Annotated in this window: 15 protein-coding genes; 11 read left to right on the top strand and 4 right to left on the bottom strand. The window is 72.1% G+C overall.

Translation table 11 applies throughout. The features are described from left to right. The first annotated feature begins 22 nt into the window (after window positions 1-22). Genes ACTRO_RS43700 through ACTRO_RS22355 form a run of 5 tightly spaced genes read left to right on the top strand, consistent with a single transcriptional unit; the run spans window position 23 to window position 4,894 of the window. On the top strand, window positions 23-295 hold the full coding sequence (locus ACTRO_RS43700; protein ID WP_051451214.1) for a hypothetical protein: 273 nt from the start codon (window positions 23-25) through the stop codon (window positions 293-295). Between the two features lie 13 nt (window positions 296-308). Further along, entirely contained in the window at window positions 309-776 is a 468-nt protein-coding gene (locus ACTRO_RS22370) for a TadE/TadG family type IV pilus assembly protein (protein WP_051451213.1), read from the top strand. Next, a complete protein-coding gene (locus ACTRO_RS43695) occupies window positions 751-1,221 on the top strand; it encodes a TadE/TadG family type IV pilus assembly protein (RefSeq protein WP_157436371.1) in 471 nt (156 codons plus the stop codon). The genes ACTRO_RS22370 and ACTRO_RS43695 overlap by 26 nt, the downstream gene beginning before the upstream one ends. Then, complete coding sequence (locus tag ACTRO_RS22360; protein ID WP_051451211.1) at window positions 1,218-1,712, top strand: pilus assembly protein TadG-related protein; 495 nt, start codon at window positions 1,218-1,220, stop codon at window positions 1,710-1,712. Before ACTRO_RS43695 ends, ACTRO_RS22360 begins: the two co-directional genes overlap by 4 nt. A 23-nt stretch (window positions 1,713-1,735) precedes the next feature. Further along, window positions 1,736-4,894, top strand: coding sequence for an AfsR/SARP family transcriptional regulator (locus tag ACTRO_RS22355; protein ID WP_034265934.1), 3,159 nt, complete (start codon window positions 1,736-1,738; stop codon window positions 4,892-4,894). Between the two features lie 11 nt (window positions 4,895-4,905). Here the strand turns inward: ACTRO_RS22355 and ACTRO_RS22350 are convergent, their stop codons facing one another. Next, window positions 4,906-5,763: a DegV family protein gene (locus ACTRO_RS22350; protein ID WP_034265931.1), complete on the bottom strand. Its 858-nt coding sequence runs from the start codon at window positions 5,761-5,763 to the stop codon at window positions 4,906-4,908. A gap of 190 nt (window positions 5,764-5,953) precedes the next feature. Between ACTRO_RS22350 and ACTRO_RS22345 the strand changes: the two genes are divergently transcribed. From ACTRO_RS22345 to holA, 6 genes are all read left to right on the top strand, one after another. Further along, the gene (locus ACTRO_RS22345; RefSeq protein ID WP_051451210.1) at window positions 5,954-6,898 is read left to right on the top strand and encodes a ComEA family DNA-binding protein; all 945 of its coding nucleotides are present in this window, start codon (window positions 5,954-5,956) and stop codon (window positions 6,896-6,898) included. Continuing rightward, a complete protein-coding gene (locus tag ACTRO_RS43690; RefSeq protein WP_051451209.1) occupies window positions 6,895-8,427 on the top strand; it encodes a ComEC/Rec2 family competence protein in 1,533 nt (510 codons plus the stop codon). The genes ACTRO_RS22345 and ACTRO_RS43690 overlap by 4 nt, the downstream gene beginning before the upstream one ends. Then, entirely contained in the window at window positions 8,420-9,634 is a 1,215-nt protein-coding gene (locus ACTRO_RS22335; RefSeq protein WP_051451208.1) for a ComEC/Rec2 family competence protein, read from the top strand. The genes ACTRO_RS43690 and ACTRO_RS22335 overlap by 8 nt, the downstream gene beginning before the upstream one ends. A 62-nt stretch (window positions 9,635-9,696) precedes the next feature. Then, window positions 9,697-11,034 carry a hypothetical protein gene (locus ACTRO_RS43685; RefSeq protein ID WP_051451207.1) on the top strand — a complete coding sequence of 446 codons (1,338 nt, stop codon included), beginning with the start codon at window positions 9,697-9,699 and terminating at the stop codon, window positions 11,032-11,034. 70 nt (window positions 11,035-11,104) lie between these two features. After that, the gene (locus tag ACTRO_RS22325) at window positions 11,105-13,282 is read left to right on the top strand and encodes a S9 family peptidase (protein WP_084316465.1); all 2,178 of its coding nucleotides are present in this window, start codon (window positions 11,105-11,107) and stop codon (window positions 13,280-13,282) included. Further along, window positions 13,279-14,199, top strand: a complete 921-nt coding sequence (gene holA / locus ACTRO_RS22320) for a DNA polymerase III subunit delta (RefSeq protein WP_034265928.1) — start codon at window positions 13,279-13,281, stop codon at window positions 14,197-14,199. Before ACTRO_RS22325 ends, holA begins: the two co-directional genes overlap by 4 nt. A 72-nt stretch (window positions 14,200-14,271) precedes the next feature. Here holA and rpsT read toward each other — a convergent pair whose 3' ends face one another. From rpsT to ACTRO_RS22305, 3 genes are all read right to left on the bottom strand, one after another. Then, window positions 14,272-14,538 carry a 30S ribosomal protein S20 gene (gene rpsT, locus ACTRO_RS22315; RefSeq protein WP_034265924.1) on the bottom strand — a complete coding sequence of 89 codons (267 nt, stop codon included), beginning with the start codon at window positions 14,536-14,538 and terminating at the stop codon, window positions 14,272-14,274. A 201-nt stretch (window positions 14,539-14,739) separates the two neighbouring features. Then, a complete protein-coding gene (locus tag ACTRO_RS22310) occupies window positions 14,740-17,910 on the bottom strand; it encodes an ATP-binding protein (protein ID WP_034265921.1) in 3,171 nt (1,056 codons plus the stop codon). Further along, complete coding sequence (locus ACTRO_RS22305; protein WP_211244381.1) at window positions 17,907-19,163, bottom strand: metallophosphoesterase family protein; 1,257 nt, start codon at window positions 19,161-19,163, stop codon at window positions 17,907-17,909. The genes ACTRO_RS22310 and ACTRO_RS22305 overlap by 4 nt, the downstream gene beginning before the upstream one ends. Window positions 19,164-19,187 lie beyond the last annotated feature (24 nt).

The following is a 19,187-nucleotide window of genomic DNA, read 5'->3' as shown; positions in this document are numbered from 1 at the left end:
GTCCGAAGAAGGGAGCACTGCCATGAACACGGTGTTCGGCCCGGCGCTGCAGTACCTACGCGTCTCATTCACGGCGCGCTACGCGAGGGCGAGATCCGAGGAGTCCGAACGCGGTGCATCCGCGGTCGAGTGGGTGATCATCTCGGCCATCGTGGTCGCCATCGTGGTCGCGGTCGGCTTCTGGTTGCTGACCACCCTGGAGGCCAAGGGCCAGCAGGTCTGCGACCAGATCAACGGCACGGGCAAGGGCGCCGCCCCGGGTGCCGCCTGCGCCGGTGTCGGCCCCGGTAATTGACGTCGAGTACGCCATGAAGGCAACGCCCCGTTCCGCTCGCCGGAACAGGCAGGACAAGGAGTCGGGGGCCACGGCCATCGAGTTCGTGCTGTGGACCCCGCTCCTGTTCCTGTTCATGTTCGGCTCGGTTCAGTTCGGGCTGGCCATGTTCGCCCGCCATGTGGCGCAGACGGCTGCCCAGGAAGGGGCTCGTACGGCGCGGGAGCAGGCGGCGGCCAATCCCAAAACCTGGCAGGTACCCGCCGAGAAGGACGCGAAGACGTGGGTGAACCAGCTCATCGGCGGACTGGTCTCGGACGGTTCGCTGCAGGCGACGCCGATCCCGGTCACCCGCGGCGCGTATCCGGAGGTCGGCATGGAGGTCTCGTTCTCGATCGTCTCCGTGGTGCCGGACTGGCAGTTCCATCTCGACGCCGCCAGTCAGGGCCCGGTCGAGTGCTACTACACCCAGGCGGGTGCGTGTGTCGGCCCGAACGGCTAGAGCGCGGCGTGAGCGCGGAGAGGCAGGCATCTCGACCGTCGAGGTCGTGATCGCGGTGCCGGTCATGATGGTCTTCTTCCTGATCTGCGTCGGATGCGGTTTCTACGCCGAGGACGTCTCCAAGGTGCGGGAGGCCGCCGCCGACGCCGCGCGCATGGCCTCCGTCCAGAACCCTGCGAACGATATGACGGGCCCAGCCCGAAAAGCCGCCTGGGCGGACCTGCAGGGCACCTGCACCCGCGACGACCAGAACGACCTGCCGATCACGCCGGCGACGATGCGGATCCAGCTTCCGTCGAAGCAGGCCACCGGGACGACCTCGGCGCAGTCGTTCACGGAAGTCGTCCAGATCACCGTGACCTGTGACTTCACCCTGTTCGGCCAGAATCTCTCGCTCACGGAGTCGTCCTACGCACCTTTCGACTACTTCCGGGAGCAGCGATGAGATCGCGATGCGCGCGGGAGGATCGGGAGCAGGGCTCGGCGACGTTCATCATGATCGGCTGGGCGCTGGTCGTGTGGGTGCTGCTCTCCGTGGTCGTGGACGTCGGCCTCGCCATCTCGCAGCGGGAGCGGGCCGCCGACTTCGCCGACCAGGCCGCGCGGGCCGAGGCGCAGAACCTCGACCTCGGCACTCTGCAGCAGTCCGGGACCGCGGCGATCGCGAACGACGGGTGCGCGCGGGCGAAGGCCTATCTGCTCGACCCGAGAGTGCGTAAGACCGTGGACGCCGGCGGGGTGGTCGCGCTCGACACGAGCTTCGGCAACGAAGGCGCGAATAAGAGCGCTGACGGTTGCCAGCTCGGGCCGGGCAACACCGTCACGGTCTCGGTCCACATCACCTACAAGCCGCTGGTGTTCGACGCCATCTTCGGCGGCGGATCCATCACGGTCACGGAGACGGGTACGGCGACCGTCCAAGCGGGTATTCGATAGCGCGAGGTGGAAGGGGGAGCACGATGACGTACACACCGCCACAACCGGTGAAACTGCAGACCGGGCGGGCCAGGAAGTACCGGCGCACGATAGGCGACGTCTTCCGGGCGCTCGGGGCGCTGCTCCTGCTCGCCGTGCTGCTCGGCGGCATCCCCCTGGCGCTCGTGCACTTCATCGGCTGGCCGCTGCCGCACCACATGCCGAGCCAGGACACCTTCCGCCAGCCGCTGAGCAGCCAGATCCTGCTCAAGGCGCTGGCCGTGGTGGTGTGGCTGGCCTGGGCGCAGTTCACCGCGTGCGTACTGGTGGAGCTGGCCAACGCGCGGCGCGGGGTCGGCCTGCCGGCCCGGGTGCCGGGGGCGGGGCCGAGCCAGTTCCTGGCCCGCCAGCTCGTCGCCGCGCTGCTGATGCTCACCGCCACCGCCGCTTCGTTCGCGCCCGACATCACGCACCTCGGGCACACGCCGGTCGCGATGCCGAGGGCGCAGACCGCCGCTTCCGCGCAGCTGTATCCGGGACAGCCCGTGTCCGCAAACGTCTCCGGCGCCTCGGCGGCGCTCAAGGCGGCCGGGGTGATCGCGAGCGCGAGCAACCTGCCGTCGGTGCGTCCCGGGCAGCAGCTGGCCCGGCCGGACAGCGGAACGCTGACCTCGGTCTCGGTCGACAGCACCTCCGGGACCAAGCTCTACCGGGTGCAGCCGCCGCAGGGGCGCAACCACGACTCGCTCTGGGAGATCGCCGACCGGCATCTGGGCGACGGCCGCCGCTACAAGGAGATCTACGAGCTCAACAAGGACCGGGTGCAGCCGGACGGGCAGAAGCTCACCGAGGCCTCGCTGATCCGGCCCGGCTGGATCCTGGAGATGCCGGCCGACGCGACCGGCGGGGACCTGATCACGCAGATGCCCCCGTCCACCGCCGGATCCTCGTCCACGGCCTCCGGATCGTCCGCGCCGACGACGGACGACTCCTCGGCCGGGACCTCCGCGGCGTCCGCGAGCGCGCAGCAGGGGCAGCAAGGACAGCAGGGGCAAGCCGGATCCGCGTCCGGCACGTCCGCCACGGCGCACACGAAGCTCACTCCGGCCAACCCGCAGGGCGTGAAGGTCCGTCAGACCGCCGAGGACATCGCCTCCGTGGTCTCTCAGGCCGCTCAATCGGCCGGGCAGGGGGACGACGGCGGCACCATCGACGCCGGCGCCCCGCGCACCTCGCACCGCGGCACCGCCTCCGCGGACGAGCGGCAGCTCGGGCCGGTGGAGGAGCGGGTGCTCTACGGCATCGCCGGCGCGCCGCTGATGGCCGCCGGGCTGCTGCTGGCGCTCGGCCGGCACCGCCGCCGCCAGCTGTGGAACCGGGTCGGCGGCCGTCGGCCGACCACCCCGACCGGGGACGCCGCGGTGGCCGAGGAGTCGATCCGGGTCGGCGCCGGCGAGGTCGAGGTCTGGTTCCTCGACCTGGCCCTGCGCGGCCTGTCCGCCGAGCTCGTGCGCCGCGACCGGCCGCTGCCCCCGGCCGCCGGGCTGCGGCTGCGGGCGCAGGGCATCGAGCTGATGCTGGACGAGCCCGCCGACCCGACCGCCCCCGAGCAGGCGCCGCTGCCCTGGTTCACCGCGGCCGACGGCCGGTCCTGGAACTTCCCGCGGCCGGCCATCGGCCAGGTCGACGGGGACGCCGCGCGGGTGCGCTTCGCCCCGTACCCCGGCCTGGTGTCCATCGGCAGCGGCGGAGAGCGCGGGGACGAGCGGATCCTGGTGGACCTCGAGGCCGTCCCCGGCGTGCTCGCGGTGTGCGGCCCGGCCGAGAAGGTCTCGGCGATGATCTCGGCCATGGCCGTCGAGCTCGCCACCAACGCCTGGTCGGACCGGATGTCGGTGACCCTGGTCGGCTTCCCGGGCGACCTCTCGCCGCTGGCCCCGGCCCGGGTCAAGCACGTGAAGCTGCTCGACGAGATCCTGCCCGTGCTCGAGGCCGAAGCCGCCCAGCGGGCCGAGGCGCTCTCGGCGGCCGGCCTCGACTCGATCCTCGGCTCCCGGGCCCGCGCCACCCAGGCCGGATCCTTCGCCCCGCACTTCGTGCTGATCGCCGAGGAGCCGCATCCGGCCCTTCTCAGCCGTCTGATCTCGATCGCGCCGAAGACCACCCGCGTCGGCATGGGCTTCGTGGTGGGCGCGGACGTCGCGGGCGCGGCGGGCCGGCTCGACATCGACGACTCAGGCGTCGTGCGCGAGTCCAGGCTCGGCCTCGAAGCCAAGGCGCAGCTGCTGCCGGCGGACCAGTACGCGGCGATCCTGGGCCTGTTCCGGGCCGTCGGCGACGTCGAGGGCGTGCCGCTGAGCGGCGGGGGCGGCGGGATGGCGCGGGTGACCGGGGTCGGCTACACCGGGCCGCTGCCGGACGAGCAGCCGTCGGTGTTCGTGCGGGTGCTCGGCGAGCTCGAGACCGTGGGCACCAGGTTCGGCGAGTTCGCCGACACCGAGCGGCTCCCGCTGCTCAACGAGGCGCTGGTGTTCCTGCTGCACCACCGCGACGGCGTGCACCCGAGCGTGCTCGCCGCGGCCCTGTGGCCCCGCGGCACCACCGCCGACGTCGCCCGCGCGACCGTGGACCGGCTCGGCGACTGGCTCGGTGCGGACCCGCACGGGGCCCCGAACCTGCTGATCGAGGCCGACGGCCGGATCCGCCTCGGCCGCTACGTGTGGTCGGACTGGGACCTGTTCGAGTCGCTGCAGTCGCGCGCGCTCTACGACGTGAACCTGCAGTCCCCGGTGCACCTCGACCACCTGCTCAACGCCGCCCTCGACCTGGTGCGCGGAAGGTTCCTGGCCAACCGGGCCAAGGGCCGCTACGGCTGGCTGGCCTACGAGATCGTCGAGGCGCAGATCCCCGCGACGATTGCCGACACCGCCCTGCGCCTCGCCGACGCCCGCATCGCCAACGGCGCCGCCGAGCGGGCCATCGCAGCCGTCGAGGCAGGCCTGCGGGCGAGCCCCGAGGACGAGGAGCTCTGGCGCGGCCTGCTGCGCGCCGTCTTCGCCACCGGAGACGCGGAGCGGCTGGCCCGGGCGATCGCAGACCTGCGCGACCGCACCTGGCGGGTGCACGGCGTGCGCGAGCTGCACCCGCGCACCGAGGCCCTGATCGGCGAGCTCGCGCCCTCGAGCGCGGTGGAGGCCGGTTAGCCGGCCCGCTCCTAAGGCCCGAGCACGCGCGGCGAGATGACCACGCCGAGCACGCCCGGCCCGGCGTGCGCGCCGATGACCGCGCCGACCTCGCTGATGGCCAGCTCGCCGAGGCCGGGCAGCCGGCCGCGGAGCTGCTCGGCGAGCAGTTCGGCGCGGGTGAGCGAGTGCAGGTGGTGCACGGCCACGTCGACCGGGCCGTCGCCGGCGCGCTCCACCGCGACCTGCTCGATCCGGGCCAGGGCGCGGGCCGCGGTGCGCACCTTCTCCAGCGGCGCGACCTGGCCGTCGACCAGGTGCAGCAGCGGCTTGACCGCGAGCGCGGAGCCGACGAAGGCCTCGGCCTTGCCGATGCGCCCGCCGCGGCGCAGGTACTCCAGCGTGTCGACGTAGAACAGGATCGTGGTCATGGTCGCCCGTTTGGACGCGACGTCGGCGCACAGCAGCGGGCCGGCGCCGTCGGCGGCGAGGCGGGCGGCGGAGAGCGCGGCGTAGCCGAGGCCCATGCCCACGCTGTGCGAGTCGACCACCTCGACCGGCACGGGGGCGCCCTTGGCGGCCAGCCGGGCCGCCTCGCCGGTCGCGGAGAGCTGCTCGGACAGGTGCACCGAGACGATGCCGCCGGCGCCCTGCTCGGCCAGCGCGCGGTAGCAGGCGGCGAACTGCTCGGGGGAGGGGCGCGAGGTCGTCGCGGGCAGCCGCCGCCGCAGCGCGTTCATCAGCGCGTGCTGGGCGTCCGGGGTGCCCTCGGTGAAGGTCTCGTCGCCCACCACCACCTGGAGCGGCACCACGACGATCCCCGCCGCAGCCGCACGCTCCGGCGCCAGGCACGCCGTCGAGTCCGTCACCACCACCGTCGGGCCACTCATAAATCGCACGATAGCCGAAGATCGCTCACCAGACAGGAGGCGCGGCGCCCGACTACTCGCTCAATCGGCGTCATAGTCCTACGAATCGTCCCTCCCTTCGGGCGTCGCCCTTTATCCACAGGCGGGGTTTGTCCACAGTCGGCCAATCCGGCCTCGCCCGCCGCCGGGAGCCGCGCCTAGCGTCGTGGCCATGACGGATCAGGACAACCACTGGCGATGGGCGACGCCCGAGCCCCTGCTCGCGCCCACGCCCGCCGGCGACGGCGCCGGGGCCACGGGCAGCGGTGCGGGCGGTGCGGGCACCGGCTCGACGCTCGTGGCGGGCGTTGAGGTCGGCGGGGCCGCGCCGACGCGGGCCGAGAGGTGGCGGGCCGCCGTCGCCGACCGGCTGCCGGCCACGCTGCGCGGTCGCTGGAGCATGGACCGCACCACCGCCGTCGTGCTCGCCGTCAGCGTGCTGCTGGCCGCGCTCGTCCTCGGCGGCTGGAGCTGGCTGCGCGACCGCCCGCACGAGCTGTCCGTCGCACGTACCCGCCCGGCGGCGCAGGGCACGGACAGCGGCGACGCGGCTCCGCTGCCCGAGCTGCCGCCGCCCCGGCCCGCCCCCGAGCAGCCGCAGGGCCGGCCGACGCCGCTGCCGCTCCCGCAGATCGACGGCGGTCCGGTGCCGGCCGGCGGGGCCGACGCGGGCCCGAGCGTCGTCGTCGACGTGGAGGGAAAGGTGTCGCGACCCGGGGTGCGGACGCTGCCGGCCGGCTCGCGGGTGATCGACGCGATCACGGCGGCCGGCGGCGCGCGGCCGGGCACCGACCTGACCACGCTCAACCAGGCCCAGGTGCTCGTCGACGGCCAGCAGATCCTGGTCGGCGTCAGCCCGCCGCCGAATCCGTCCGGCGCGGCGCCGCAGGGCCGCGGCGGCAAGGGGCGCGGCGGCGGGGTGGTCACGCCGGTGCGGCTGAACTCGGCGAGCTTGGCAGACCTCGAACAGCTGCCGGGTATCGGACCGGCGCTCGCCCAGCGCATCCTCGACTACCGCAACGAGCACGGTCCCTTCCGCAGCGTCGACGATCTGCAGCAGGTCAGCGGTTTCGGCGGCGCTCGCTTCCAGACCGTCGAACCCTTGCTCGCGCTGTGAGCCCGCGCAAGAACGTCCCCGATCTGCGGCTGCTGGCTCCTGTGTGCGCCGGCCTGGTCGGCACCCGGCTCGGGCTGAGCCTCCCCGGCGTCGACGCGTACGTGCTGGCCGGCGCGGTCTTCGTCGCCGGCATCGGCTGCCTGTGCGTGCCGGGTCGATATGCGGGCACTGTCGTACTGCTGCCGATCGGAGCGGCGCTGCTGGTCGGCGCGGTCCTCACCACCGCGGCTGCGCTGCGCGCGGACGCGGTACGGGGCGGGCCGATCGCGGTGCTCGCGGCGTCCGGCGCGCATGCCCGGATCGACGCCACCGTCACCGGCGACCCGAAGATCGTCAAGAACGTGATTCTGATCCCCGTCCGCATCGAGGAACTGCAATCCCAAGCGGGCGACGGGGATCGAGGCCACGACTACCGAGTGCGGGCGAAGGCGACTGTGCTCGCCTTCGCCCGAGTTCCGCAGAACACCGCCGCGTGGACCGCGATGCTGCCGTCGATGCGCATCCGCCTCAGCGGCCGCCTCGCCACGCCGCGCGACCCGGATTCCCCTGATACCGCAACGATCCTGGCGAATCAGGCCCCGCAGATCATCGGCGGCCCGGACCTGCTGCAGCGCCTCGCCGGCTCGCTGCGCGCCGATCTGCGCCGAGCGGTCGCCGGACTGCCGCCGGAGCCGGCCGGGGTGCTGCCCGCGCTCACTCTCGGCGACACGTCGGCCGTACCGCCGCAGACCGCCGCAGACCTCAAGACCGCCGGGCTGAGCTTTCTGACGGTCGTATCCGGGGAGAACCTGATGTTCGTGAGCGCGGCGATGCTGCCGCTGGCCAAGCGGATCGGGCTGCGCGCCCGCGCTCTCGCCTTCTTCGGCGCGCTGCTCGCGCTCGGCTTCACCGCCTTGGCCCGGCCCGGGCCGCCGATGGTCCGGGCGACGGTGACGGCGTTGCTCGCCAGCACCGCGCTGGCGACCGGACGGCGCTTCCGCGGGCTGACCGCCACGGCGGGCGCGGCGCTGATCCTGCTGCTCCTCGATCCCTGGCTGGCCAATGCTTACGGCTTCATCCTGTCCGTCGCGGCCACCGCGGGGCTGCTCATCAGCGCGCCGGCTTGGCGCGACCGCCTGATCATCCGCGGCGTGCCGAACCCGATCGCGACCGCCGCGGCGTTCACGGCGGCCGCGGAGCTCTACTGCGAGCCGCTGCTGGTCACCTTCACCGGCCGGCTGCCCCTGCTCTCGGTGCCTGCGAACGTTCTAGCGGTTCCGGCCGCGCCGCCCGCGACCGTGCTCGGCGTGGCCGCCATGGCCGCCGAGGCGCTCTTCCCGCCCGCCGGACCCGCCGCGGCGTGGCTGGCGCAGTGGCCCACCCGCTGGATCTGCCTGGTAGCGCGCATGATCGCGGGCATTCCCGGGGCCGCCGTGCCGTGGCCGAACGGGGCGGTCGGGTGCTTCGCGCTCCTGTTCGTTTACGCGCTCGGAGTAAAACTTTGCCGCGCCATGCAACGCAATGGCCCTCTCGGTGATCTGAATGGGTGACCCACGCGTTCGCTCGCGCGGCGCCCACGACCGGCCTACGGCCAAGGGCGCGAGCGGCGCGGCGGGGACGAGCGGCCTGACGTCCGGAGGGGAGCTGACAGGCCGGTACCGAAAGCAGGGCGGATTCTCGACGATCGCGCTCGTCTGCCTGCTGACGGTGACGCTGCTCGGCACAGTGCTCCTGCTGCGCCAGTGCACGCCGCCGGGCGCACCGGCGCCCTGGATCCTGGCCGCCTGCGACGTCGGCCAGGGCGACGCGCTCTTCCTGGCGCTCGGCCCCGGCGAGGCGGTGGCCGTGGACACCGGCCCGGACGCGGCGAAGGAGGACGCCTGCGCGACGCGGCTGGGCATCACCCGGATCCCGCTGGTCATCCTCACCCACTTCCACGCCGACCACATCGACGGCCTGCCGGGACTGATCAAGGGCCGCAGCGTCGGCGCGATCGAGACCACGACGGTGGACGATCCGCCCTCGGGGGCGGACCAGGTGCGCCGGATCGCCGCGGCCGCCGGGATCCCGGTCGCCCGGGTGATGCCGGACGAGCAGCGCACGATCGGGCCGCTGTCCTGGCGGGTGCTGTGGCCGCAGGCCGGACATCCGCTCACGCCGTCGGAAGGCGGCGACGCCAGGGGCTCGGGCGGCATGCCGGGCATGGCGGGGCCCGGCGGCGGCATGGCCGAGGACGGACCGGGCGAGAACTCGGGCCCCAACAACTCCTCCATCGTCATGGCCCTGACCGTCGAGGCCGGCAAGGGCCCGCTGCGGATCCTGCTCACGGGCGACATCGAGACGCCGGTACAGCAGATCCTGCTGGCGGATCGGGCGCAGTACCTCGCCGCCGACGTACTCAAGGTCCCGCACCACGGCAGCGCGAATCAGGACCCGGCGTTCCTCGCGGCGGTGCACCCGAGCGTCAGCGTCATCTCGGTGGGCGCGGGCAACCCGTACGGCCACCCCTCGCCGCGCACGGTGTACCTGGCCGGCGCGGACGGCGCCCGGGTCCTGCGCACCGACGTCGACGGAATGGTGCTCATCGGCGCTCCCGACGGCCCGAGCGCGCCGATCCCGGTGAGCGCGGCCAAGGGCGACGGCGTCGTCCCGACGGCTGAGCCGACGCCGTCCGAGCGGCGCCGCGGCCACAGCCGTCGCGGCCGTCGGAGTCACGCGGAGCATCCGGTCCATGTCAGCCCCCTTGCCCGTATGTAGTCCAATCTCTAGACTCGGATGGCTTTGAATCAGTTCATTGTCTAGAGATTACGGGTGGGGTCATGGACCAGTCGGCTCAGCAGTTCCCGCAGCAGTGGACACCTGAGCCGGAACCGGTCGACGCGCCGCAGCAGCCAGTCGCGGCGCCAGGCCATCAGGCCCCTCATTACGGCGCGCCGGCTCAGTACGCCCCGCCGCCGCAGCAGCAGTACGTGCCGCCGCAGCAGTATGCGCAGCCGCAGTATCCGCAGCAGCCTTACCCGCCGCAGCAATACCCGCAGCCGCAGTACCCGGCCCCCGCGTACCCGCCGCCGATGCCCCAGCAGCCGTACCCACAGCAGCAGCAGTACGCGCAGCAGCAGTACGCGCAGCCGCAGTATCCGCAGCAGCCCTACCCGCCGCAGCCCCCGGCTCCGCAGCAGTACGCTCCGCCGCCCCCGCAGTACCCGCAGCAGCCTTACCCGCAGCAGTACGCCCCGCCGCAGCAGCCCTACGCTCCGCCCCAGCAGCAGCAGCAGCCTCAGCCGCAGTTCCAGCAGCAGCCCCCGCCGCAGCAGGCTTACGTCCCGCCGTTCGGCCAGAGCTCCGGCGCCGTCCAGGCGCCGATGGCCCCGCCGGCCCCGCCGCAACAGCAGCCGCAGTATCCGCAGCCGCAGCAGCCGCCCGCCCCGCAGATCCCGCAGCAGTTCTCGCCCTCCTCCTCCCAGTCCTCGGCGACTCTGCCGCCGATGGACCAGTCCGGCGGCGCGCCGGTCTCGTTCCCGCCGCCGCCGAACCTGCCCAAGGTGCGCGACGCCTTCCTCACCGGCGCCGGCCCCTTCCTGCAGCCGGGCGAGCAGGTCTTCTACGGCTTCATGCTCAAGCTCGACTCCACCATCGAGGAGACGCCGCACGAGCTGAAGATCGCCATCGAGGGCCAGCACCACCTGCTCGGCGACATCAACCGGGCCAGCGGCAAGATGAACCGCGGCATCAAGTGGGCGGTGGCCCCGGGCGAGGCGCTCTCCGAGAAGCTCGCCGAGAAGGCCACCGACGCGATGTTCAAGGCGCTGGCCGGGCCGGTGTTCGTCGGCGGCTGGGTGAGCCAGGCGGGCTGGCTCATCCGCTACATCCGGGCCACCTCCGAGGACTACGGTCCCGGCGCCTACGGGGCCGTCACCAACCAGCGCTACCTCGTCTTCCGTGGTGCTCGGCTCGGCGGAGCCGCCATGCGCCTCGTCTACGCGGTACCGCGCACGGCGATCGCCGGCGTGCGGCTGGAGGGCGGCAAGGAGGCTCTCAAGCACGGGCGTACGCCGCGGGCGGAGCTGCACTTCACCGACGGCTCGATGGTGGCCACGATGATGCCGGGCAAGCAGGGCGAGCAGCTGGCGGCGGTGCTGCAGCCCCCGCAGTACTGAGCCGGAGCGCGCTCCACGCGCCGTGGCGATATTCGGGTCGGCTGTCGGGTCCGGGTCTTAGGATCGACCTATGAAGCCACCCGTCGCCAAAACCGTGCCGCATGAGCGTGTCCAGCACTCCGACCTAGTTGTGGACCCCTATTACTGGCTGATCGACAAGGACGACAAGGACACCACCGCTTACCTCGAAGCGGAGAACGCGTTCACCACCGAGGCCACGGCCGGGCAGGCGGGACTGCGCGAGCGGATCTTCCAGGAGATCAAGCGGCGCACCAAGGAGACCGACCTGTCCGTGCCGGAGCGCAAGGGCGACTGGTGGCACTACTCCCGGACCGAGGAGGGCAAGCAGTACGGCATTCACTGCCGGCTCGCGGCCTCCGGGCCGAACCCGCCGGAGCTGTCCGAGGACGGCTCGGCGCTGCCCGGCGAGCAGATCCTGCTGGACGGGAACGTACTGGCCGAGGGGCACGACTTCTTCTCCCTCGGCTCCTACGACCTCTCCCCGGACGACCGCCTGCTGGCGTACTCGACCGACTTCGACGGCGATGAGCGCTTCACCCTGCGGGTGCGGGATCTCGCCACCGGAGCCGATCTGGCCGACGTCATCCCGGACGTGCACTACTCGACGGCCTGGTCGATCGACAACTCCGTGCTCTTCTACACGGTCGCGGACGAGGCCTGGCGGCCCTACCGGGTGATGCGGCACGTCATCGGCACCCCGGCCGAGCAGGACGTGGTGGTCTACGAGGAGTCCGACGAGAAGTTCTGGCTCGGGGTCGGGCTCACCCGCAGCGAGCGCTACATCGGGATCGAGCTCGGCTCGAAGATCACCAGCGAGTCCTGGCTGCTGCCGGCCGACGCCCCGCTCGGCGAGTTCCGGCTCGTGCGGGCGCGCGAGACCGGCGTCGAGTACTCGGTGGACCACTGGGCGCACCCGGACGACGCGTCGCGCGACGTGCTGTTCGTCGTGCACAACGCGGGCGGCGAGAACTTCGAGCTGGCCACGGCGCCGATCGGCGAGCCGGGCGAGTGGACGCCGCTGATCCCGCACGACGCGGGCGTGCGGCTGGTGGAGGCCGAGGTGTTCGCCGACCACTTCGTGGTCTCCTACCGCAAGGACGGCCTGACCGGCGTGGCCGTGCACCCGTTCGAGGACGGGGTGCCGAGCGCCGTCGGCGTGCCGATCGCCTTCGAGGAGCCGATCTACACCGTGGGCACCGGGGCCAACCCGGAGTACCACTCGGACCGGCTGCGACTGGGCTACACCTCGATGGTGACGCCTTCGTCCGTGTACGACTACGAGATCTCGACCGGCGAGCTGACGCTGCTCAAGCGCACTCCGGTGCTCGGCGGGTTCGACCCGGACGAGTACGAGCAGCGCCGGGTATGGGCCACGGCCGAGGACGGCACGAAGGTCCCGGTCTCGGTGGTGCATCGCAAGGGCCTGGTGCCCGACGGCAATGCGCCTTGCCTGCTCTACGGGTACGGCTCCTATGAGTCGTCGATCGACCCGTACTTCTCGGTGGCCCGCCTGAGCCTGCTCGACCGCGGGTTCGTGTTCGCGATCGCGCACGTGCGCGGCGGCGGCGAGATGGGCCGGATCTGGTACGAGCAGGGCAAGCTGCTGCACAAGCGCAACACCTTCACCGACTTCGTGGCGGCCGGCCGGGCCATGGTCGAGCAGGGCTGGACCTCGCCGGAGCGGCTGATCGCGCGCGGCGGCTCGGCCGGCGGCCTGCTCATGGGCGCGGCCGCGAACCTGGCGCCGGAGCTGTGGCACGGCGTGCTGGCCGAGGTCCCGTTCGTGGACGCGCTCAACACCATCCTGGACCCGAGCCTGCCGCTGACGGTGATGGAGTGGGAGGAGTGGGGCAACCCGCTCGAGTCGGCCGAGGTCTACGCCTACATGAAGTCCTACAGCCCGTACGAGAACGTCGAGCCGGTGCACTACCCGGCCATACTGGTGCGCACCAGCGTGAACGACACGCGTGTCGGGTACCACGAGCCGGCCAAGTGGGTCGCCCGGCTGAGGGTGACGGCGCTGAACGGGAGCACCTCCGACATCCTGCTCAAGACCGACATGGAGTCGGCCGGCCACGGCGGCAAGTCGGGGCGCTACGACGCCTGGCGGCAGGAGGCCTTCGCGCTGGCGTGGGTGTGCGCCACGGTCGGCGTGCTCGACCCGGCGGACGCGGAGGGCGCCGAGACCGCGGCGGCCGACGCGGAGGCGAGTGAGGCGGGGGCGTGACGGTTCCCCCGCTCACCCTGGTCACCGGCCCGGAGGAGCTGCTCGCCGACCGGGCCGTGGCCGAGGTGGTGGCCGCGGCCCGGGCGGCCGACCCGGCCGTGGAGATCTGCGACACCGCCCCGGGGCAGCTCGCCGCGGGCTCCTTCGCCGAGCTGGTCTCGCCCTCGCTGTTCGGCGAGGCGAAGGTGGTGATCCTGCGCGCGGTGCAGGATCTGACGGCAGATCAGGCGACCGAGGTCACCCGCTACCTAGGCGACCCGGCGGACACCACGGTGCTGGTGCTGGTGCACAGCGGCGGCGCCAAGGGCAAGGCGCTGCTGGACGCGGTGCGCAAGCACAAGCCGAACGTGGTCGACTGCCCGAAGCTGACCAAGCCGGGGGACCGGGTCGGCTTCGTCAAGAGCGAGTTCCGCCGGTCCAAGCGCGCGGTGACGGACGAGGCCGCCCGCGCGTTGGCCGACGCGATCGGCTCGGATCTGCGCGAGCTCGCCGCGGCGGTGAGCCAGCTGGCCGCGGACACCGAGGGCACGGTGGACGAGTCGGTGGTGGCGCGCTACTACCAGGGGCGCGCCGAGGTCTCCGGCTTCACCATCGCGGACCTGGCGATCGAGGGCCGGCGCTACGAGGCGCTGGAGCAGCTGCGGTTCGCGCTCGACACCGGCGTCGCGCCGGTGCTGATCGTGAGCGCGCTGGCCACCGGGCTGCGCCGGCTCGGCAAGGTCGCGGCGTCCGGCGGCGGCGCGCGCGACCTGGGGCTGCCGCCGTGGCAGGTGGACAAGCTGCGCAAGCAGGCCCGCAGCTGGAATCCGGCCCGGCTGGCCACGGCGATGCGCGCGGTCGCCGCGGCCGACGCGGCGGTCAAGGGCGCCGGCGCGGATCCGGGCTACGCGCTGGAGAAGCTGGTGCTCACCCTCTAGGACGCGTCCGGAGAACGACCGAGGCCCCGCGCGTCCGAATCGGACGGCGGGGCCTCGGGGAGATCAGCCAGATCAGGCGTTGATCGTGTTGACGGCCTTGGCCAGCGCGGACTTCTTGTTGGCGGCCTGGTTGGCGTGGATGACGCCCTTCGAGACGGCCTTGTCCAGCTTGCGGGACGCGAACGCGGCCGCCTCCTGCGCCTTGGCCAGGTCGCCGGCGGCGACGGCCTCGCGGGTGCGGCGGATCGCCGTCTTCAGCTCGGACTTGTACGCCTTGTTGCGCAGCCGGGCCTTCTCGTTGGTCTTGATCCGCTTGATCTGCGACTTGATGTTAGCCATGAGTGTGAGACAGCCTCTTCTGTTGGAACTCCGTGGTAAGCGCGGCGAGCCGGATCTCCCGTTCGGGGCCGACCGTGCGGTGTCTGATCACCACTGGTTGCTCAGGCTGGCAACACCGCACTACGAGGCCACGCGATCGCCAGTCTACCAGCGGCCGAAGGTCGTTCCGGCCGCCTCGCGCCCAGAGCAAGCCCCACCCGGCTACCCGACGCGGTGGACGTGCAGGCGCTCGGCCGGCAGCACTCCGGCCGCGACGTCGATCAGGTGCGTGTGGTGGGTGAGCAGGATCACCTGGAACCGCTCGGACAGCTCGTCGAACACGCGCAGAGCCGCGGCCGAGCGCCCGTCGTCGAAAGTCATCAGCACGTCGTCGAGCAGCAGCGGCATCGCCCGGCCCTCGTCGGCGTACCGCTCCAGGGTGGCCAGCCGCAGGGCGAGGTACAGCTGGTCGCGGGTGCCTTCGCTCATCCCCTCGACGCCGACGAGCGCGCCGTCCGCGCCGCCGTCTGCCGCACGCCGTGCGCGCAGCACGGCCTTGCCGTCGGGGCCGGTGTCGTCCACAAGCTGTGCAAAACGGCCGCTGGTGAGCTCGGCGAAGACCTGCTGGGCCCGGTTGAGCACGGGCCCCTGGTGCTGCTGGCGGTAGGTCTCGATGTTCTCCAGCAGCAGACGTTCGGCGAGGTAGAGCCGCAGGTACTCCTGACTGTGGGCGACGACGGAGGCCAGTTCCTGTTCCACGGCTTCGGCCTTCTCGGCCGCCGCGGCCGAACCGTCCATCCGGCGCAGGTCCTGTTCGCGTTGCGCCAGCTCGGTGTTCTTCGCGGCGCGGGTGTCGTCGAGTGCTTCGACGGTCTTCTCCCGCTCGGCGATCAGCGCGTCGAGTTCGTCCACATCGTGCTCGGCCACCTCACGCTCGAGCTGCTCGATGCTCAAGCCCTGCCCGTCCAACGCGGTCAGCACCGACTCCAGCCGGTCCTCGATGCGGCGCAGCTGCGTGCCGCGGGCGATGGCCTCGCGGAGATCGTCCTCTGATTCGGCTCCGCATTCGCCCAGCAGCCGCTGGAAGTCGGCTTGCGTCCGCTCCTGCTGCTCCTGCGTCTTGCGCAGCGCCGAGCCGAGGTCCTCGCGCTGCGCGTGCAGCCGCGACCGGTCCTCTTCGACCTTGAGCATCCGCTCGATCGCAGTCTTGACGACGTCCGGAGTGCCGTCGACGCCGTGCGCGGCGGTCAGCTGCGCCCAGGCTCGCTTGATGCCTTCGACGAACTCTGCGATCTCGCTCTCTTCGCGCTGCGCTTCGCCGAGTTCGGCCCGCACGTCGCTGATCTTGGCGATCCCCGCCGCGTGCTCGCGCGCGGCTTCGGCCAGCCGCGTCTCCCGCTGGTCCGCGAGTTCGCGCAGCTCCGGCAGGCTGAGGCTGGCGCTGACATTGCTCACTCCGGCTTCGGTCAACAGCACGCGCAGGCGTGCGGCATGGGTGTCGGACGCTGCTTCGTCAGCCGTGAGATCGAGGAGGTGCTGGGCGTGCGCGTCGGCGAGTTCGCGCAGCTCCGCCCATGCGCGCATCAGGTCGTCCGCAGCTTCCGGTGCCGGCGAGGCGATGGCACTGGGCTCCCACAGCCGCCGCCAGTCGATGTCGAGTTCGTCCCGGGCAGCTCGCGCCACCGCGAGAGCATCATCGAGTTCGACGACGCGATCCGCGGACTCCCGCACGGCCAGTTCCAGCCCGCGCCGCTCGGCCAGGCGCTGAGCCTCGCGGCGCATCCGGTCTGCCGTCTCGTCCCCGGCTGAGACGGCCGCCTCGTATTCGGGCACGAACTCCGGCGACGAAGATGCGTTGCCCTCCAACAGGCTCGGCCGCAGTCGGGTCCACAGCTGGTTTCGCCGAGCCCTGATCTGCTCGAGGTCCTCCTCGGACGGCGGCGGGTCCTGCGCGAGGAAGTTGTCCAGTGTGCGTCGCTGCTCGCGCTCCCGCGCGGTCTCCTCGTCGAGCCGGCGAGTGGCCTCAGCCAACCGAGCCTCGGCCTCGGCGATCCGCTTGAGCTGCGCCGCCAACTCGCGCTCGCCCGGCATCGGCAGCGCGCCGAGCTCTTCCGGCAGCGCGAAGCGAGTGTGCCGCTTGCGCGCCGTCGCCAGCTTCTTCTGCGCCGCATCCGCTTGCCGGCGAAGGCTTTCGACCCGAGCGGTCAGCCCTTCCGGCAGTGCCCTCAGTCCGGCGCGCAGCGCAGTCGAATCCACCGGAGCGGCCAGTTCGGCGAAAGCGGCCTCGTGCCTGGCCAGCTCCTGCTCGCGCTTGAGGACCGTCTTGCGTGCCTCATCCCAGCGCACGTCGGCTTCCCGACCGGTGTCGCGCAGATCCTCCACCTGCACCAGCAGATCCTCGAGCCGGGCGACGTACTCAGGGCCCGATGACGCACCCTCACTGGTGAGCACGCCGGCGGCTTCCGCGCGCAGCTGGAGCTCGGCGAGCTGCGTCTCGATCTTCTCGAGTTCGCTGTGTGCCGCGCCTTCGCCGTCGGTCAGAGCCCTGCGGTCCTTGTCGAGTTCGCTGTAAGTGTCCTGAGCATGGGCCGGTGCCGCCGTGCCTTGCAGCAGCAGCGCGGCGCGGTCGTTCGCCAGCCGCGTGCGCTCGCTCACGGCCGTGTAGGCCTGGCGGATCCGACGCATCCGATTCAGCTCGGTCTGGTCCGCGCGCAGTGTGCCGGTCAGTTCCAGCAGGTCGGCGCGCGCCTGCTCCGCCGCGTCCCGGATCCGTTGGTACTCGCGCGGATCGAGCAGCGCCGACTCGCGTTCGCGCTTCGCTTGAGCCACGCGGCCGTTCGTGCCCAGCAGCAGATTGAGCGGCTGGTTCTTGCCGCGCGAAGTGTAAAGGTCCTTGTACTGCTCGCGCAGTCGCTCCTGGATCGAGGTCAGCCGTGCGCTCGACCGGCTCTCGAACAGGGCCTCGCCGAGGTCCCCCTCGCCCTTGAGTAGCGCTTGCCCACCGGCCCGCACCTCCTCGTGATCGAGGGCGAACACGTGGAGGAAGTCGTCCTTGTCGACACCGGCCAGCAGGCTCTCCAGCGTCCCCTGCGGTAGCGGCTGGTCGTCCGGCGTGCGCAGCGGGTCCTTGTTCTTCTTCAGCCGCACCACTTCGAGCACGGTGCCGTCAGTACCCTGTAAGACCGCGTCTATCCGCAGATCCTGCATGGCGTGCAGGAAGTCGAGCTTCGTCTGCGGATGGATGCCGTAGAGCAGTTCGCCGACCGAGGAGCGCAGCGTCGACTTGCCCGCCTCGTTCGCCCCCACGACCACGTGCAGGCCGGGTGCGGAGAAGTCCAGGGCGCGATCGGTGAACCGGCCGTAGCGGACCAGATTCAGGCTTCTGATCCTCATGCCGACTTCTCCTCCAGCAGCGCGGTGAGCAGATCGGAGGCTTCGTCGAGCAGCTGCCCGCACCACGACGCATCCGTGACGTCGAGCCGGTCCCGGCCGCGCGCCTCGGGCGGGAGCTTGCCCCACAGGTCGCTCTTCTCGATCGCCTTGCGCAGCGAGTCCTCGTCCGCGCGCAGCTCCCGCGCGGTCTGCAGGATCCCCCGGACCAGTTCGCCCGCGCCGGCGCCTTCTTCAGCCGGGTCCGTGGCCAGTTGCGGCGGCGACGTGGCGGCGCGCACCTTCTCCAGCCACACGTCGTCGTAATCCTGGGCGAGCGCGCGCAGTTCGGCGCCGAGCCGCTCGCGCTCCCGCCACAGCTCCGCGTGCGCCTCGGAACGGCCCACCACCACGATCCGCGCGGCCAGCGGCTTGCCCGCCTCGGCCCGCGCCCGGTCGAGTTCTTCCCGGGCCAGGGCGCACACCTCGTCCAGATCGGCCGCGCCGCTCGCGTCCACCTCGAGCCGGGCCCAGCGCACCACGTCCAGATCCCGGTGCTCCAGCTCGGTCCGGCCCGGTCGGACGGTGATCAGCGTGCAGCCCTTGGGCCCGTCCTCCTTCGCGTGCCGGCCCTGGATGTTGCCCGGGAAGACGATGTGCGGCGCGGTGGAGACCTCTTCACGGGTGTGCACGTGGCCGAGCGCCCAGTAGTCGTAGCCGAGCGCCGTGAGCTCCTGCTCGGTGCACGGCGCGTACCGGTCGTGCCCGTCCCGGCCGGTCAGCGCGGTGTGCAGTAGACCTATGTTGAACAGGCCCGGGATCGCCGCCGGGTAGCCGACGGCGAGATTCTCCGTCACGTCCCGGCGGGCGTAGCCCTGCCCGTGCACGACGAAGCCCGCGTCGGCCGCCGGGCGCGCGGTCTGCGGGCGCAGGGTGTCGAACACGGTGACGTTCGCCGGGTACGACAGGGTCCTGCTGATCTGGCTGGCCGCGTCGTGGTTCCCGGAGACCAGGTAGACCGGGATCCCGGCCTCCTCCAACGCGACCAGCTGGCGCCGGAAGAACAGCGCCGTCTCGAAGTCGCGCCAGTCCCCGTCGAAGACGTCGCCGGCCAGCAGCACGGCGTCCACCCGTTCCGACCGGGCCAGCGCCACCAGGTTCTCGGTCGCCCGCCTGGTGGCGCCGCGCAACAGGTCGGCCGGGGCGTCCGGGTAGCGCTCGAGCCCGCGCAGCGGGCTGTCGATGTGCAGGTCCGCGGCGTGCAGCAGCTTCATCATGATGTCGAACGACCCTATCTCCGA

Source organism: Actinospica robiniae DSM 44927, assembly GCF_000504285.1.
GTDB classification, from domain to species: Bacteria; Actinomycetota; Actinomycetes; order Streptomycetales; family Catenulisporaceae; genus Actinospica; species Actinospica robiniae.
Note: the sequence above shows the minus strand (reverse complement) of the source record. Positions and strands in the feature narration are given on the sequence as shown.

Coding starts and splice junctions, on each gene's coding strand:
- ACTRO_RS43700 (WP_051451214.1), top strand. CDS start 23: ATGAACACGGTGTTCGGCCCGGCGCTGCAGTACCTACGCGTCTCATTC.
- ACTRO_RS22370 (WP_051451213.1), top strand. CDS start 309: ATGAAGGCAACGCCCCGTTCCGCTCGCCGGAACAGGCAGGACAAGGAG.
- ACTRO_RS22360 (WP_051451211.1), top strand. CDS start 1,218: ATGAGATCGCGATGCGCGCGGGAGGATCGGGAGCAGGGCTCGGCGACG.
- ACTRO_RS22355 (WP_034265934.1), top strand. CDS start 1,736: ATGACGTACACACCGCCACAACCGGTGAAACTGCAGACCGGGCGGGCC.
- ACTRO_RS22350 (WP_034265931.1), bottom strand. CDS start 5,763: ATGAGTGGCCCGACGGTGGTGGTGACGGACTCGACGGCGTGCCTGGCG.
- ACTRO_RS22345 (WP_051451210.1), top strand. CDS start 5,954: ATGACGGATCAGGACAACCACTGGCGATGGGCGACGCCCGAGCCCCTG.
- ACTRO_RS22335 (WP_051451208.1), top strand. CDS start 8,420: ATGGGTGACCCACGCGTTCGCTCGCGCGGCGCCCACGACCGGCCTACG.
- ACTRO_RS43685 (WP_051451207.1), top strand. CDS start 9,697: ATGGACCAGTCGGCTCAGCAGTTCCCGCAGCAGTGGACACCTGAGCCG.
- ACTRO_RS22325 (WP_084316465.1), top strand. CDS start 11,105: ATGAAGCCACCCGTCGCCAAAACCGTGCCGCATGAGCGTGTCCAGCAC.
- rpsT (WP_034265924.1), bottom strand. CDS start 14,538: ATGGCTAACATCAAGTCGCAGATCAAGCGGATCAAGACCAACGAGAAG.
- ACTRO_RS22310 (WP_034265921.1), bottom strand. CDS start 17,910: ATGAGGATCAGAAGCCTGAATCTGGTCCGCTACGGCCGGTTCACCGAT.
- ACTRO_RS22305 (WP_211244381.1), bottom strand. CDS start 19,163: ATGATGAAGCTGCTGCACGCCGCGGACCTGCACATCGACAGCCCGCTG.